Origin of the sequence: Burkholderia sp. SJZ089 (assembly GCF_007828315.1) — a bacterium.
In the GTDB taxonomy this organism is placed as follows: domain Bacteria; phylum Pseudomonadota; class Gammaproteobacteria; order Burkholderiales; family Burkholderiaceae; genus Burkholderia; species Burkholderia gladioli.
On the sequence record NZ_VIUM01000008.1, the window covers coordinates 179025 to 193993 of the forward strand.

A 14969-nucleotide genomic window follows, 5' to 3' on the forward strand; every position below is an offset into this window, starting at 1 on the left:
GGCGAGGGTGGCGATCCCGGCGAAGGGCCGCGGCGGGCAGGACCGCGAGCCTGCCGCCAGGATCGATGTGGTATAAGCCGGGATTGATTCCACGCTTACCGGACTGGACCACTATGACGCGAGGCAAGGCCGCGATTCCGCTCGATCTGCCGAGGCCGCCGGGCCTCTCCTCGCGAGGCGGCGCCTCGAAGCAGGATCGCATCGCCGATGCGCTGCGCGAGGCGATCCTGCAGGGGCGCCTGGCGGCCGGCGGCGCGCTGCCTTCGACGCGCACGCTGGCCGAGCGCTGGCGGGTGGCGCGCGGCACGGTCGAGGTGGCGTTCGAGCGGCTGGTGGCGGAGGGTTATCTATCGCGCGTGCGCGGCTCGGGCACGCGGGTCAGCGCGGTGGTTCCCGAGGCGTATCTGATGGCGCCGGCAGCCGATGCGCATGGCGAGGCCGCGGTCGCGGTCGATATCGCGCCCGCGAGCGCCGATCCGTCCCGCCTCCGGCGCTCGCCCGATGCGGCCCGCGACGCCTCGCCGACCGGCACGCGCATCGGCCAGCCCTTCGTCGCGCGCCTGGCCGACCCGGCCCTGCTGCCGGCGGCCACCTGGAAACGCCACCTGGCGCAGGCGCTGGCGGGCCTGAAACCGGCCGAGCTCGGCGCGGCGGTGCCCGGCGGCGACGCGCGGCTGCGCGCGCGGATCGCCGCCTGGCTCGGCGAGTATCGCGGCATCGCCTGCCGCGCCGAGGACGTGTTCATCACCGCCGGCATCCGCCATTCGCTCGACCTGGTGATGCGGGCGATCGAGGTGCGTGGGCGGCGCGTGGCGATCGAGGATCCCGGCTATCCGATGACGGAGCGGCTGGCCGCGCTGAACGGCGCCGCCGTCGCGCAGGTGCCGGTCGATCCGCAGGGGCTGGTGGTCGAGCGGTTGGCCGCGCTGCCGGGCATCGTGGCGGCCTGCGTGACGCCCGCGCACCAGTCGCCGCTGGGCGTGACGATGTCGGTTTCGCGGCGCCTGGAACTGCTCGACTGGGCGCGCCGCGAGCAGGCCTGGATCGTCGAGGACGACTACGACGGCGAGTTCAGCTACCAGGCCGCGCCGTTGCCGGCGCTGAAGGCGCTCGACCGGCACGATCGCGCGATCTATTGCGGCTCCTTCAACAAGACCCTGTTCGCGGGCTTGCGGCTCGGCTACGTGGTGGCGCCGGCGGCGTTGCGCGCGCCGCTCGAGGCCCTGCTCGCGGCGCTCGGGCGGCCGGTCGGCGTGATCGAGCAGCGCGCGCTGGCGGGCCTGATCGGCAACGGCGATTTCGCCCGGCACCTGCGGGCGAGCCGCCAGGCCTACCAGCAGCGGCGCGATGCCGTGCTGGAGCGGCTGGCGGCCGGCGCGGCAGGCCGCTACGCGATCTCGGGCGAGCAGGCGGGCTTTCATTTCATGCTGTGGCTCGATCCGGGCAGCGACGAGGCCGCCTTCGTCGCGGCGGCCGCCGCGGCGGGCATCGCGCTGCAGCCGCTGGGCATGTTCTGCCGAGAGGCGCGGCTGCCGCCGGCGGTGCTGGTCGGCTACACGGCCCTGACGCTGGCGCAGGCGCGTCACGCGGGGCGCGCGCTGGCGAAGGTGCTGGCCGGATTCGCGCAGGGGAAGGCCTAGGCGGCGAGCGCCGCTTCGAGCCTGGCGATCGCCGCGTCGAGATCGGCGACGAAGAACACCTGCCGGCCGCGATTGCTCTCGACGATGAAGTCGTGCAGTGCTCCGGCGCGGACCTTGGAGAAATCGCCGACGATGGCCAGCAACAGGTGATAGTTCACGAACATCTGCAGCAGTTCGCCGGCCACGCCGGTGCGCAGCACGAGGAAGTCGGGATGCAGGCAGGCGGCGTCGATCGCGATGCCGTCGAGGTCCCGGTGGCCGTGGCCAAGCATGATGTCGAGCGCGTCCTGGCGGCTGCGCACGGGGGTATCGACACTGCTGACGTGGACGATGCGGCTCGTGGGCCGCTCGATCAGGCGTGCTTCCATGGAGAGTCGGATCCGGTTCGTCGTGCTGGCTGGGGATGCCGGCGCGAGGGCCGGCGCAGGCAACGGTCTGGCGATACCGCGCGGCCTGGTCGTCGAGCCGGCCGCGCGCTGCCTCAGGGCTTGGCCGCCGAAGCGCCGGCCGCGCCCGATGCGGCGGCCGCCTGCGCCGCCTTGCGCTTCAGGCAGTTCTGCGTGACCAGCATGGTGGCCTGGTCGGGGTTCAGCAGGGTGGGCGCGCCGTAGATCTCCTCGATCGCCTGGTCGACGGCCTGCGCGTCGGGGCCGTTGCCGTAGTACTTGTGCGACTGCGCGATCGCCTGTTCCTTTGTCTTGTGCTTCTTGCGCCAGCCGGAGATCTGCGCGGCCACGTCGCCGACCGCGAAACAGCGATCGTCGAAGGCCTGGGCCTGGGACGGGAGAGCCGGCAGCGCGAGCGCGCCAGCGAGGGCAAGGGACAAGACGGCTTGCTTCATCGGGAATTCCTGTGGATCGGGAGCGCGGTGCGCCGGTCGTGCCGTCCGCTGCCGCGAGAATCCGCACAGTCTATCGAAAAGCGGCCAGGCGAGCGGTTGGCGCCCCCGCTTTGGCCTCCAGCGATGATGCGGCGCAATGCCGCATAACACGATCGCGCGACGAAACCGCGCCGGCTAGGCGCGTGCGCCGTCGCTGCATCGCGGCGTGCTCGCGCGAGGCCGCGAACGCGCCTTTTCGCGCGCGATTCAACATATGGGAAGCCGTCGCGCAACTTGATCAGCCCTGATTCGGCGGATACCGTTCGCATGCAATCGAGCAGGTCTGGCGCAGCGAATAAAACCATTAATTGAATCAGGATACCTATTCAATGAAACGGCATATCCGAGCGGTATTTTTTTCATTGCCCTTATTCATATCGGCATTGTCTTCCTATCACGCGGGCGCGGCTTCGGTGACCGGCGCCGCGGCGCCCGGCAGCGGTGCCGCGCCCGCCGCGCAGCAGGCCTGGCCGCCCGCCTGGCCGCTGGTGCGGCAGGTGCCGGTGCCACCGCCGCCGATGGGCTGGGCGAGCTGGAACGGGCATGGCTGCAACATCAACGAAAAGGTGATTCACGACGCGGCCGATTACCTGGTCAGCAGCGGCCTGAAAAGTGCCGGATATGTCTATGTGAACGTCGATGATTGCTGGTCGGAATTGACTCGCGATTCACAAGGGAAATTGAATGGAAATCATGTATCGTTTCCAAGCGGAATGACCGCGCTCGGCGATTACATCCATTCCAAGGGATTGAAATACGGGATTTACGCGACGCCGGGCCTGCGTACCTGTGCCCAGCTCAACAATCTGCAGAACGAACTCGCCCCCGGCGCGCCCGGCAACGAGGCCAACGGCAATACCGGCAGCCTGGGCCACGAGGCGCTCGACGCGGCCACCTTCGTGCAATGGGGCGTCGACTACCTGAAATACGACTGGTGCACCAAGGGCTCGACCGCGGCGCCGGCCCAGGTGCCGGTATTCGCGAAGATGCGCGACGCGCTGCGCCAGGCGGCGCTCGGCGCCGGCCGCAAGGGCTACCTGTTCTACAGCATCAACCCCGACAGCTTCAACGACTCGAAGACGGGCCGCGACTACGACTGGGGCAACGTGGCCGACATGTGGCGCACCGAGGAGGACATCTCCTACGACACCGGCGACAACTTCACGCCGGGCTGGTCGCGCCTGGTGGGGCAGAACTTCGAGGGCAACGTGTTCCCCGAGGCGCAGCACACGGGCCGCTACAACGATCCGGACATGATGCTGGCCGGCATGGGCCTGAGCGACGAGCAGGACCGCTCGCACATCGCGCTGTGGGCGATCTCGGGCGCGCCGATGATCCTCGGCAACGACTTCACCGGCCGCCCGCCCAAGGCCGCCACGCTGGCGCTGCTGAAGAACCCCGAGATGATCGCGATCGACCAGGACGGGCTCGGCCTGCAGGGCGTGCTGGTGGCCAACCCGGCGCCCGGCGTCGAGGTCTGGGCCAAGCCGCTGATGGGCAACGGCCGTCGCGCGGTGCTGCTGTTCAACAACTCGACGAAGGACGCGAGCATGGCGGTGAGCTGGCGCGAGCTCGGGCTCGAGCCGCTGGTGCCGGGCCTGGTGCGCGATGTCTGGGCGCGCGCCAATGCCGGCATCGGCATCGGCCGCTTCGAGACGCGCGTGCCGGCCGGGACCAGCCGCCTCTACGTGATCCAGGGCGCCGACACGGCGGCCGTGCCGTATCGGCCCAGCGCCTACCAGCCGAGCGCGGACCTGTCGTCCTGCGGCGGCTGCGAGCCGAACGCGCAGCTCGTGAATCCGGCCACGGTCAGCTTCGACAACGTGGTCTCGCAGCGTGCCGGCGGTTACCTGCAGATCGCCTACCAGAACACCGGCAGCGAACCGGTCGACGCGCTGCTCAGCGTCAACGGCGGGCCGGGCAGCATCGTCTCGCTGCCGCCGACCGGCGCCGCCTGGGGGCTGGGCGGGGTGAGCGTCGAGGCCGCGCTGAAGCCGGGCCGCAACAGCGTGGTGCTGGCCAAGTGGCACGATCCGTCGGCGGCGCTGTCGATCCAGCGCGTGGCCGTGGTGGCCGGGCCGCTCGCCTACCGGCCGCCGCGCGCGGCCTACGAGGCCGAGTCGCCCCTCAATACGCTGAGCGGGCAGGCGGCCGTGTATGACTGCGCGAGCTGCTCGGGCGGCAAGAAGGTCGGCTACATCGGCCAGGCCAACACGCTGAGCTTCAACCAGATCGCGGCGCCGAAGGCCGGCGCCTATTCGATCGACATCCTGTACGGCAATGGCGAACCGAACGGCCGCAACGCGCAGGTCAGCGTGAACGGCGGCACGCCGGTCACGCTCGCGCTGCCCTCGACGGGCAGCTACGACACGATCCGCCATGCCGCGGTGACGGTGAACCTGCAGGCCGGCTCGCGCAATACGCTGACGATTTCGAATCCGAGCGACTGGGCGCCGGATATCGATGCGATCGGCTGGCCGACGCCGCTGAGGTAAGCGCGCCGCGCACCGGGAAAGGCAACGGGGCATGCCCGCCTGGGCATGCCCCGTTTTCCTTTGTTGGCTGGCCTTGTCAGGCGCGGGAAAACACCATGCAGACCGGGCTGCCTGTCGAGGTCAGCTGCCCGGTGGGCGAGAGGCGGCCGCTGCCGGCATCGACCGAGAAGCTCACGATGCTGTCGCTGTCCTCGTTGAGCGCATACAGCAGGCGGCCATTCGGCGAGAGCGTGAAGAAGCGCGGCGTGCGCCCGCCCGTCGATACGGCTTCCACGAAGGCGAGCCGGCCGTTGTCGGGATCGATGCGCAACAAGGCGATGCTGTCGCTGCCGCGATTCGAGGCGTAGAGGAAGCGCCCGCCGGCGTCGATCTGGATGCCCGCCGCGCGGCTGTTGCCCGTGTAGCTGTCGGGCAGCGCCGACACGATCTGCCTGGGCCGCAGCTCGCCGCTGTCGGCGCGATAGTCGTAGGCGGTCACCGTCGAATCGAGTTCGTTGACGCAATAGACCCAGGGCCGCGACGGATGGCAGGCGAGATGGCGCGGGCCGGCCGTCTCGCGCGTGGCCACGAAGGGCGGCTCGGCGGGCGTGAGCCGCCCGGCTTCGTAGCGGAACACGAAGATGCGATCGAGGCCCTTGTCGGGCACCAGCACGAAGCGGCCGTCGGGCGAGAAGGGATTGAAATGCGGCTTGGCCTGCTGCTGCTCGATGCGATGCGGGCCGATCGGGCCGTCCAGCGCGAGGCATTGCGCGAGCGCGCCGAGCGAGCCGTCGGCCGCGATCGGCAGCACCGCGAGGCTCGCGCCCAGGTGGTTCGAGACCAGCGCGCGGCGCCCGTCCGGCGCGAGCGCGACGTGGACGGGGTTCCTGCCGCCGGTGTCCTGCCGGTTCAGGAAGGCGAGGCGCCCGCTCGCGCGGTCGATCGCGAAGGCGCTCAGCTCGCTGCGATCGCCGTGCACGCTGTACAGGCGCTCGCCGCGCGCATCGATCGCGAGGAAGGACGGGTTGACCAGATCGCCGAGCACCTGCACGGGATCGAGCGCGCCGGTCGAGGGATCGACGCGGAACACGCTGATGCCCTCGCCGCGGGCGTTGCGCTCGCGCGTGGTGCGCGAGCCGACATAGGCGTACATGCTGCGGATTCTCCTCGATGCCCTACCTGTGGAAAGCGCCGGCCCGGTCATGCTGTCCGGTAGACGCCGGATTGTATTGCTTCTGGATAGCGCGAGACGGCACGGATATCCAAATAGGTCATGACCGTTTCGCGAGAATGGTGCTGGCGCCGCCGTACTGCACGGCACCCTGCGACGAGCCTGGGCCGGGCAATTTCCGAAGCGTCTGCCTCGCCGGGGCTAATCGATCACCGGCGGATTGCGCGGCAAGCCGCCAAAGGACGGTCTCGTATTCTGGCCTGTCGGGCTGACGGCTTGCTCCTTGTTCGGTCTTTGCCCGGAGATCGTCACGCCTTTGTTGCCGATGAACGTGATGTCGTAATCGTTGTGGCTTTTCGCGCCTAGATTCATGAGGAAGTTATTCAAGACTTCCTGATAACCGGGACGTGTCGAAGGGTAGGCCTCGTAGCGATCGTCATACAAAGTCCAGTAGCCGTTGAACGAATATGTCGTGTCCGTCAATACAAGATCACCAAACACTCGCCCGGTCACGCGTCCGAGGATGCCAGCAACCCAGATGTCCTTGTCCCCGTGGCTGAAGAGGTTCGTGTCGAATTGCGCATCGATGTGGTACGTGCCAGGCCCGTTCGCAAGGTCCAGTGCGACTCTCTTGATAGGATCGAAATCGGCAATTCCCATCTGCAGGTTCATCGATTCAATGTTCATGCTTCTCATGGAGCCATCTCCGTACAACCAATAATATATTGCTGATGTGGTCAATAACGCGGTTCCATAAAATTGGAAATTCGAGGGTTGCTGGAGGAACATGCCCGGGTAGTACTGGGCAGCGTATACGCCGAACAGAGAGGTCAGGATGTTCGACTGATTCAACGTCAAGCCATACGGTGTGGCGCCGGCGATATTCTTGAACCCCTCGCCAATTCCGAGCCATTGTGAAAATGATGCATATATTCCGAGTTGGGCGCGCAGCACCATATCCGATGCATTGACCAGGCCTTGGGCCAACGCGGTCAGTGTTCCTATCGTGTCGCCTTGGCTTGCGGCGCCCAATATATTGAGTCCGTTGATCAGATACACCTTCCCAAGCAGCAGGATAGGGGTGGTTCCGCTGTTCGTCATGAGTTCGGGAGGCAAGGCTGGATGTCCCATTCGCGGTAGATCTGCCGGGGAACTGGTGATGACGTTGCCGGAGCCGTCGACGATGATCGGGGCCAAGGTAATCTCGGGCTGGATTGCCAGGCTTTTCGACATGCCGGACAGGCCAAGTGCCGGAGCCGATGCGATTGCGCCAATTAGTGATCGGCGGATTTTAAACTTGTTGTTGTCATTGGAATTTCCCATCTTCTTCCCCGGAAACAATGGTTTGTGACGTGATGAGGCAGGGTATGATCAGCCGGTGCGCATCCATACGGAGAACGGCATGACTGCAAGTAATTGGTGGTTCTCGATCGGCGTTCCGACTGCGCTATACGTCCTGGGGTTGGGGTATGCGGTATGTCGAGTATTCGGTCCGCCCCATGGACGTTTCCCGATAATAGGGCGAGTGGCTTGGGGCTGGTGCGGTTTTTTAATCGTGGCCGGCACTTGGGTGACGATAGATGTCGCGAGACGAGACGCGGATGCTGTCGTTCTCGCGTCTGCAGCCATGTATTTGGCAATGATCGGTGTTGTGTGGGGAGTTCTGGGGGCTTTATTGCATTCTGTTATTTCTATAGTGCGCGGTCAGATTCCGCTTCGAAGATAATTCGAATGTTTGCTTCTTATATGGAATGCGTTGCATTTTTGTGATGAAGTCGCATGCTTGTGTCGTTGCCTCCTCGCGTCGGTGATTTGGGTAGGTGGAAAAATACGTTATCGAAGTTTCCATAAATACAGCGCAATCTTTCAATTGCGAAAGAAATTGACGAGATGTTGCCGTATTTGCTCAAGCAGCATCGAAGCAAGCCACGAGCCGCCGGCGCAATTCTGAAAAACCTCACACACGCCTACTCGAACCTCGACGCGCATGTGCCGCGCGTTTCGCCCTGGCGCCGATGGCGCTTGGGTGATGCGCCGAGCGCGCACGGCCGCCAGCCAGGCACGGCCCAAGCCCGGCGATCGTGCCCCATAGCCTTCCCGCATTTTCTCGAAATTGCATTTTTCATTTGAAATATGCAAAATGCGCGGCATGACCCCCAGCCCCCTTGCCGCCGCCCCTGATGCGACCCTCACTCTCGACGGCGCGCGCTACCGCATCGTCGACCTGCCGGCTCGCTTCGGCACGCGCCTGCGCGAGCTGCCCGTGGTGCTGCGGCTGCTGCTGGAGAACGTGATCCGCCATCACCGGGGCGAGGAGCAGCGCGCTGCCGTCGACGGCATCCTGGCCTGGATCGAGCACGCCAGCAGCGAGATCGAGATCGCCTTCCAGCCGAACCGCGTGCTGATGCACGACACCACCAGCACGCCGGCGCTGGTCGATATCGCCGGCATGCGCGACGCGCTGGCCGAGGCCGGCGTCGATCCCTCGGTGCTCAATCCGGTGCTGCCCGTCGATGCCTCGGTCGACCATTCGCTGGCCGTGGAGGTGCATGGCGAACCCGACGCGGCGCCGCGCAACCTGCGCATCGAACTGGCCCGCAACGCCGAGCGCTACCGTTTCCTGCGCTGGGCCGCGAAGGCCGTCACGGGCGTGCGGATCCATCCGCCCGGCACCGGCATCATGCACACGCTCAATCTCGAGCAACTGGCGAGCGTGGTCGGCGTGATCGAGCGCGACGGCGAGCGCTGGGCCGTGCCCGATACGCTGATCGGCACCGACAGCCACACGCCGATGATCAACGGCATCGGCGTGCTCGGCTGGGGCGTGGGCGGCCTGGAGGCGCAGACGGTGATGTTCGGCATGCCGGTGATGCAGCGCATTCCCGAGGTGGTGGGCGTGAGGCTGAGCGGCGCGCTGCCGCCGGGCGTGCTGGCCACCGACCTGGCGCTGACGGTCACGCAGCGGCTGCGCGAGATCGGCGTGACGGGCGAATTCGTCGAGTTCTTCGGGCCCGGCGTGAGCACGCTGAGCGCGGGCGAGCGCGCGGTGGTGGCCAACATGGCGCCCGAATACGGCGCGACCACCGGCTATTTCCCGATCGATGCGCGCACGCTCGACTATCTGCGCGAGACCGGCCGCGACGCCGCCGCGATCGCGCTGGTGGAGGCCTATGCGCGGCGCGTCGGGATCTGGTTCGAGCCCGAGGCGCAGCCGCGTTACACGCGCCGCATCGAGATCGCGCTCGACGGCATCGCGATGCAGGTGGCGGGGCCGCGCCGGCCGCCGGACCGGCTGCCCTACACGGCCGTGGCCGAGACGCTCGCGAAGCTGGAAGGTGCGCCGCCGGCGAGCGGGGCGCGGACGACGAACCTGCCGCATCATCCGGTGGCGATCGCCGCGATCACGAGCTGCACGAACACCTCCGATCCGGCCTTGTTGATCGCCGCCGGGCTGGTGGCGCGGCGCGCGCGTGAACGCGGCCTGACGGTGCCGGCCTGGGTCAAGACCTCGCTCGCGCCGGGTTCGCCGGCGGCGGCGGCCTATCTCGAGCGCGCCGGGCTGATCGAGGATCTCGACGCGCTCGGCTTCTCGATCGTCGGCTACGGCTGCACCACCTGCATCGGCAATTCAGGACCGCTTGGCGAGCCGATCCGCGCGGCGCTGGCCGCGAAGGCCGCGCGCCCGGTGGCGATGCTGTCGGGCAACCGCAATTTCCCGGGCCGGATCCATCCCGAGCTCGAACTCGGTTTCATCATGTCGCCGCCGCTGGTGATCGCCTTCGCGCTGGCCGGCGACGCGGCGCGCGACCTCGGCCGCGAGCCGCTGGGCCTGGCGCATGACGGCACGCCGGTGCACCTGCATGAACTGTGGCCGACGCGCGAGGAAATCGATGCGCTGGTCGCGCGCGCCAACGAGCCGGGCGACTACCGCCGCGCCTTCGCGATCGCCAGCGCCAATCCCGCCTGGCACGCGCTGGAAGCGCCGGATTCGGCGCGCTTCCCCTGGGACCCGGCCTCGAATGCGCTGCGCCGCCCGCCCTTCGCCTCGGCCGAGGCGGGCAGCCAGCTCGGCCATTACGTAGCGCATCCGCTCGCCGTCTATGGCGACGACGTGAGCACCGATCACATCTCGCCGGCCAGCGCGATCCCGAAGCACAGCCCCGTCGCCGATTTCCTGGTCGAGCGCGGCGAGGATCGCGAGGACCTGAACGTGTTCGCGTCGCGGCGCGGCAACTGGGAGGTGATGCTGCGCGCGGCCTTCTACAACCGCACGCTGGAGAACCGCCTGCGTGCCGGCTTGCCGGTCGCGCACACGGTGCATGCACCCTCGGGCGAGGCCCTGCCGCTGCACGAGGCGGCGGCGCGCTATCGCGAGGCGGGCGAGGCGGTGGTGCTGGTGGCGGGCGCGCGCTATGGCACGGGATCGTCGCGCGACTGGGCCGCCAAGGGCCAGCGCCTGCTCGGCATCCGCGCGGTGCTGGCCACCAGCTTCGAGCGGATCCATCGCTCGAACCTGATCGGCATGGGCATCCTGCCGCTGCGCATGATCGAGCTCGCGCATCCCGATGCGCTGGCGCTGCAGCCGGGCGACCGGATCGAGATCGACGCGCGCGAGGCGGTGCTGCAGCCGCGTGCCGCCATGCGCGTGAGCGTCGTGCGCGCGCACGGCCGCGTCGAGCCGCTGGCCGCGCTGGCCGCCGTCGAGACGCGGCTCGAATGCGAGCTGCTGCGCGCGGGCGGCGTGATCCCCTTCATCCTGCGCCGCCACCTGCCGCGCGTGGACGCGGCGGCGCTTGCGTGATGCGCCGAAACGCGGACAATGGGCGGCCCTGCCACGCCAATCCTTCACGCCGGCTTCCATGACCGACCGATCGATCGCCGCCCGCATCGTCGAGCTGATCCGCAGCGAGCAGCTCGAGGCCGGCGCCCACCTGCCGGCGCAGATGCTGGCGGACCGCCTGCGCGTGTCGCGCTCGCCCGTCAACGAGGCGCTCGCGCTGCTGCACGAGAAGGGCGTGGTGACGCGCGAACGCCATCGCGGTTTCTTCGTGGCGCGGGCCTTGCGCGAGCCGCTGGAGGAGGTGGTCGGCGGGCTCGGCCTGGACGAGGCGGACCTGGTCTCCAGCGTGTATTTCCGCATCGCCGACGATCGCCTGCGCGGCGAGCTGCCCGACGAATTCTCCGAGCAACTGATCCGCCAGCGCTACGGCCTGACCGGCGCGCAGCTCAATGCCGTGCTGGCGCGCATCGCCGGCGAGGGCTGGGCCGAGCGCAAGCCGGGTTACGGCTGGGCCTTCTCGACCATGCTGACCACGCCCGACAGCCTGCTGCAGTCGTATCGGCTGCGGCTCGCGCTGGAGCCGGCCGCGCTGCTCGAACCCGGCTACCGGCTCGATCCGCGCGTGCTCGAACGCTGCCGCGATACCGAGCTGCAACTGCTGGCCGGCGGCATCGAGACGGCCAGCGCCGACGCGCTGCACGATCGCGGCGTGCGTTATCACGAGGCGCTGGTCGAGGCGTCCGGCAACCCCTTCTTCATCGACACGATCCGCCGCGTCAATCGCGTGCGGCGCCTGCTGTCGTATCGCTCGATGCGGCATCGCGAGCGCTATGCCGAACACTGCCGCCAGCACCTGCACGTGCTCGACCTGCTCGCGCGCGAGCGCAACGAGCAAGCCGCCGAGGCGCTGCGCGAGCACCTTCTGCATATGCTCGACGCGCTCGCGCGCATCAGCGGGATACTCGAATCGCCATCGCCCCGATCCCCGGCGCGGGAAACCGCGCCCGTCCCGTCCGCCGCCGCGCCTGCCGGCCAGCGGCCCAACCGAACCCGCCGCGCCTCATGAACCTCGATCCCGCCATCGTTTCCGCTTTCGCTCCCCACGGCGTGCTGCGCGCCTCGATCAACCTCGGCAATCCGATCCTGGCCGGCCACGATCCCGCCAGCGGCGCACCGGCCGGGGTCTCGGTCGACCTGGCCCGCGCGCTCGGCGCGCAACTGGGCGTGCCGGTCGAGCTGGTGGTGTTCGCCACCGCCGGCGAATCGGTGGCGGCGGTCGGCGACGAACGCGCCGACGTCGGTTTCTTCGCGATCGATCCGCTGCGCGCCGAATCGATCGCCTTCACCTCGCCCTATGTGCTGATCGAGGGCTGCTACCTGGTGCGCGAGGCCTCGCCGATCCGCGCCAACGAGGAGGTCGACCGGCCCGGCGTGCGTGTCACGGTCGGCAAGGGCAGCGCCTACGACCTGTTCCTGACGCGCGAGCTGAAGGCGGCCGCCATCGAGCGCGCGCCGTCCTCGCCGACGGTGGTGTCGACCTTCCTGGCCGAGGGGCACGACGTGGCGGCCGGCGTGAAGCAGCAACTGGAAGCCGACGCGGCGCGGCAGCCGGGCCTGCGCCTGCTCGACGGCCGCTTCATGGTGATCCGCCAGGCGATGGGCCTGCCCCGCAGCCGCGGCCAGGCGGCCGCCGAGGCGCTCGACGCCTTCGTGGAGGCGCGCAAGGCCTCGGGCTTCGTCGCCGAGGCGCTGGCCCGGCACCATGTGGCGGGCGCCTCGGTGGCGCCGGCCGGGCGGGGCTGAGCGCGCGCTCCCGACGGCCGTTCGGGCAGGTCCCTATAATCGGGACCTGGCACGCCGTCGTGGCGGCGCCGGGCAGCCGTCCATCGCGTGATCCGAATGCAAGGAGACGTCCCTTGAGAATCGACCGAGCAGGCTTCGCCGCCATCCTGCGCCATGCCGCCTGTCTGCTGTGGTGCGGCTTCGGCGCCGGTGCGTTCGCGCAAGCCGGCACGGCGCCCGCCAACGACATCGGCAATGGCGGCAGCCAGGCCGAGCAGGTGTTCGCGGCGGTCTCGCCGAAGGTCTGGACGGTGCGGGCCCAGCAGCCGCAAGGCAACCAGTACCTGATCGGCAGCGCGGTGCTGATCGCGCCGGGCCGTTTCATCACCGCCTGCCACGTGGTCGAGAAGTCGATCGCAGTGACGCTGGGCAACAACGGCGCCACGCTGAAGGTGGACGAGGTGCTGCGCGACCCCGACAACCGCCGCGACCTCTGCCTGCTGCGCGTGGCCGGCAAGTTCGAGGTGACGCCGGTGCAGGTCGCGCCGATCAGCACCTTGCGGGTCGGGCAGCGCGTCTACGTGATCTCCAGCCCGCGCGGGCTGGAACTGTCGCTGACCGACGGGCTGATTTCCTCGCTGCGCCAGGAGCCCGAGAGCACGGTGCCGATCATCCAGTCGTCCACGCCCGTCACCAGCGGCTCCAGCGGCGGCGGCCTGTTCGACCAGCAAGGCAGGCTGGTGGGCGTGGTGCGTTCGGTGGCGACGGCCACCGAGAATTTCGCGTTCTCGTATCCGGCAGAATGGGTCGCCCAGCTTCCCGAGCGCTATGCGAAGGAAATCGCGGCCTGGCAGGGCGAGATGAAGGCCGCCGGGGTGCGCTTCGGCGCCGACGGCAGCGTGGCGGGCAGCGGCTACGCCGCGCTCGGCGATGCCGACGCGCTGCCGGTGCCGGCCGCGCAGAAGGCGCCGGTGGTGCTGGCCTACAAGCAGTTCCTGCTGCTGGCCGCGCCGCGCGTCTTCGTGTTCACCAGCGACGGCAAGTTCGGCAGCTTCTCGAGCTCGGCCGAATTCGCGCGCTTCAAGGACGATTGCCGCAAGTCGAACGTCACCTTCAGGCTGTATGCCGTCGACAACGCGGTGGTCTGGCAGGCGCCAGGTTCCGCCAGCACGCCTGCCTCGGCGCCGGCAGCCGCGCCGTCTCAGGCCAGCCGGTGAGGGGCACGGCCGGTGCCGCGATGTCAGCCGCCGGCGCCCGCCAGGCCCGCCGCTTCCTGGTTCGCCATCCTCAATAACCTGTCGATCAGCGCCAGCACCTCGGGGCGGCATTCATCCCGCGCGTGCACGATGTACGCCGTCAGCGGCGAAACCACCTCGCGCCGACTCAGGCGCACCAGCGGGCTGCGCGCCAGATGGGCGGCGGCCACCGGCACGCGCGCCAGCGCCACGCCGAGCCCGGCCTCGGCGGCGGCCAGCACCAGCGTGTAGTCCTCGAAGCGCCGATCCTGCGCGCGCGGCTTGAGCGCGATGCCGAGCGGCTCGAACCAGGCACGCCAGCCGGTCGCGTCGGAGTCGTGCAGCAGCGGGGCATCGAGCAGGGCGGCCTCGCCGTGACGGCGCATGGCCTTGGCCAGTTGCGCGGCCAGCGCCGGATGCGCGACCGGGTAGAGCGCTTCGGGCAGGAAGGGCCTGGCCTCCAGATGGCGCCAGTTGCCGCGTCCGTAGCGGATCGCCAGGTCGGCCTGGCCGCCCGCGATATCGACGGTGCGATGGTCGATGTCGAGCTCGATGCGCAGGGCCGGTGCTTCGTTCTCCAGATCGCCGTGGCGGGCCAGGAACCACAGGCTGGCGAAGGCCGGCACCATGCTCAGCTTGACCAGGCGCGCGCTGCGCGGCGAGCGCCATTGGTCGGCCGCGCTGTCGATGATGCCAAAGGCCTGCTCGATGCGGCTGACGAAGCGCTGCCCGTCCAGGGTCGGCCGCACGCCGCGCGCGTGGCGCTCGAACAGCTTCACGCCGAGCCAGTTCTCCACGGCCGCGATGCGCCGGCTGATCGCGCCGTGCGTGAGGCCGGAGATCTCGGCGGCAGCCAGGAAGGAACCGTGGCGCGCCACGTTGCAGACCGTCTCGAGGCTGGCCAGTGGTGGCCGCGCGGCGTCGGGCGCGGCGTCGGCGAGCCGTGCCGCGGACGGGACGCGAGGGCGAGATGAGCTGTGAGCCATATTCACAGGAAGACGTTGATC

At 68.9% G+C, this 14969-nt stretch carries 12 protein-coding genes; 6 read left to right on the top strand and 6 right to left on the bottom strand.

From position 1 onward, the window contains the following. Positions 1-113 precede the first annotated feature (113 nt). Positions 114-1640: a PLP-dependent aminotransferase family protein gene (locus tag FB600_RS16955; protein ID WP_046580599.1), complete on the top strand. Its 1527-nt coding sequence runs from the start codon at positions 114-116 to the stop codon at positions 1638-1640. On the opposite strand, the gene FB600_RS16960 is transcribed toward FB600_RS16955, so the two are convergent. Then, positions 1637-2008 carry a DUF4180 domain-containing protein gene (locus FB600_RS16960; protein ID WP_145757116.1) on the bottom strand — a complete coding sequence of 124 codons (372 nt, stop codon included), beginning with the start codon at positions 2006-2008 and terminating at the stop codon, positions 1637-1639. The two genes, FB600_RS16955 and FB600_RS16960, sit on opposite strands and share 4 nt — an antisense overlap. A gap of 113 nt (positions 2009-2121) precedes the next feature. Beyond that, complete coding sequence (locus tag FB600_RS16965) at positions 2122-2481, bottom strand: hypothetical protein (RefSeq protein ID WP_036055565.1); 360 nt, start codon at positions 2479-2481, stop codon at positions 2122-2124. Between the two features lie 422 nt (positions 2482-2903). Between FB600_RS16965 and FB600_RS16970 the strand changes: the two genes are divergently transcribed. After that, on the top strand, positions 2904-5015 hold the full coding sequence (locus tag FB600_RS16970; RefSeq protein WP_186467866.1) for a carbohydrate-binding protein: 2112 nt from the start codon (positions 2904-2906) through the stop codon (positions 5013-5015). A 76-nt stretch (positions 5016-5091) separates the two neighbouring features. Here FB600_RS16970 and FB600_RS16975 read toward each other — a convergent pair whose 3' ends face one another. The 3 genes from FB600_RS16975 to FB600_RS37240 all read right to left on the bottom strand — a co-directional run bounded on the left by FB600_RS16975 (position 5092) and on the right by FB600_RS37240 (position 8316). Further along, complete coding sequence (locus tag FB600_RS16975; protein WP_098182123.1) at positions 5092-6147, bottom strand: lactonase family protein; 1056 nt, start codon at positions 6145-6147, stop codon at positions 5092-5094. A gap of 219 nt (positions 6148-6366) precedes the next feature. Beyond that, positions 6367-7488, bottom strand: coding sequence for a lipid II-degrading bacteriocin (locus tag FB600_RS16980; RefSeq protein ID WP_145757118.1), 1122 nt, complete (start codon positions 7486-7488; stop codon positions 6367-6369). Positions 7489-8031: 543 nt separating this feature from the next. Beyond that, the gene (locus tag FB600_RS37240) at positions 8032-8316 is read right to left on the bottom strand and encodes a hypothetical protein (RefSeq protein ID WP_147238666.1); all 285 of its coding nucleotides are present in this window, start codon (positions 8314-8316) and stop codon (positions 8032-8034) included. On the opposite strand from FB600_RS37240, the gene acnA reads away from it, so the two are divergent. The 4 genes from acnA to FB600_RS17000 all read left to right on the top strand — a co-directional run bounded on the left by acnA (position 8306) and on the right by FB600_RS17000 (position 13944). Then, the gene (acnA, locus tag FB600_RS16985) at positions 8306-10966 is read left to right on the top strand and encodes an aconitate hydratase AcnA (protein ID WP_145757119.1); all 2661 of its coding nucleotides are present in this window, start codon (positions 8306-8308) and stop codon (positions 10964-10966) included. The genes FB600_RS37240 and acnA overlap by 11 nt on opposite strands. 58 nt (positions 10967-11024) lie before the next feature. Next, positions 11025-12011, top strand: a complete 987-nt coding sequence (locus FB600_RS16990; protein ID WP_145757120.1) for a GntR family transcriptional regulator — start codon at positions 11025-11027, stop codon at positions 12009-12011. Further along, positions 12008-12748: an ABC transporter substrate-binding protein gene (locus tag FB600_RS16995; RefSeq protein ID WP_145757121.1), complete on the top strand. Its 741-nt coding sequence runs from the start codon at positions 12008-12010 to the stop codon at positions 12746-12748. The genes FB600_RS16990 and FB600_RS16995 overlap by 4 nt, the downstream gene beginning before the upstream one ends. A gap of 113 nt (positions 12749-12861) precedes the next feature. Continuing rightward, positions 12862-13944, top strand: a complete 1083-nt coding sequence (locus FB600_RS17000; protein WP_241171117.1) for a serine protease — start codon at positions 12862-12864, stop codon at positions 13942-13944. Positions 13945-13967: 23 nt separating this feature from the next. Here FB600_RS17000 and FB600_RS17005 read toward each other — a convergent pair whose 3' ends face one another. Next, positions 13968-14954, bottom strand: coding sequence for a LysR substrate-binding domain-containing protein (locus FB600_RS17005; protein WP_098153036.1), 987 nt, complete (start codon positions 14952-14954; stop codon positions 13968-13970). Between the last annotated feature and the right edge of the window lie 15 nt (positions 14955-14969).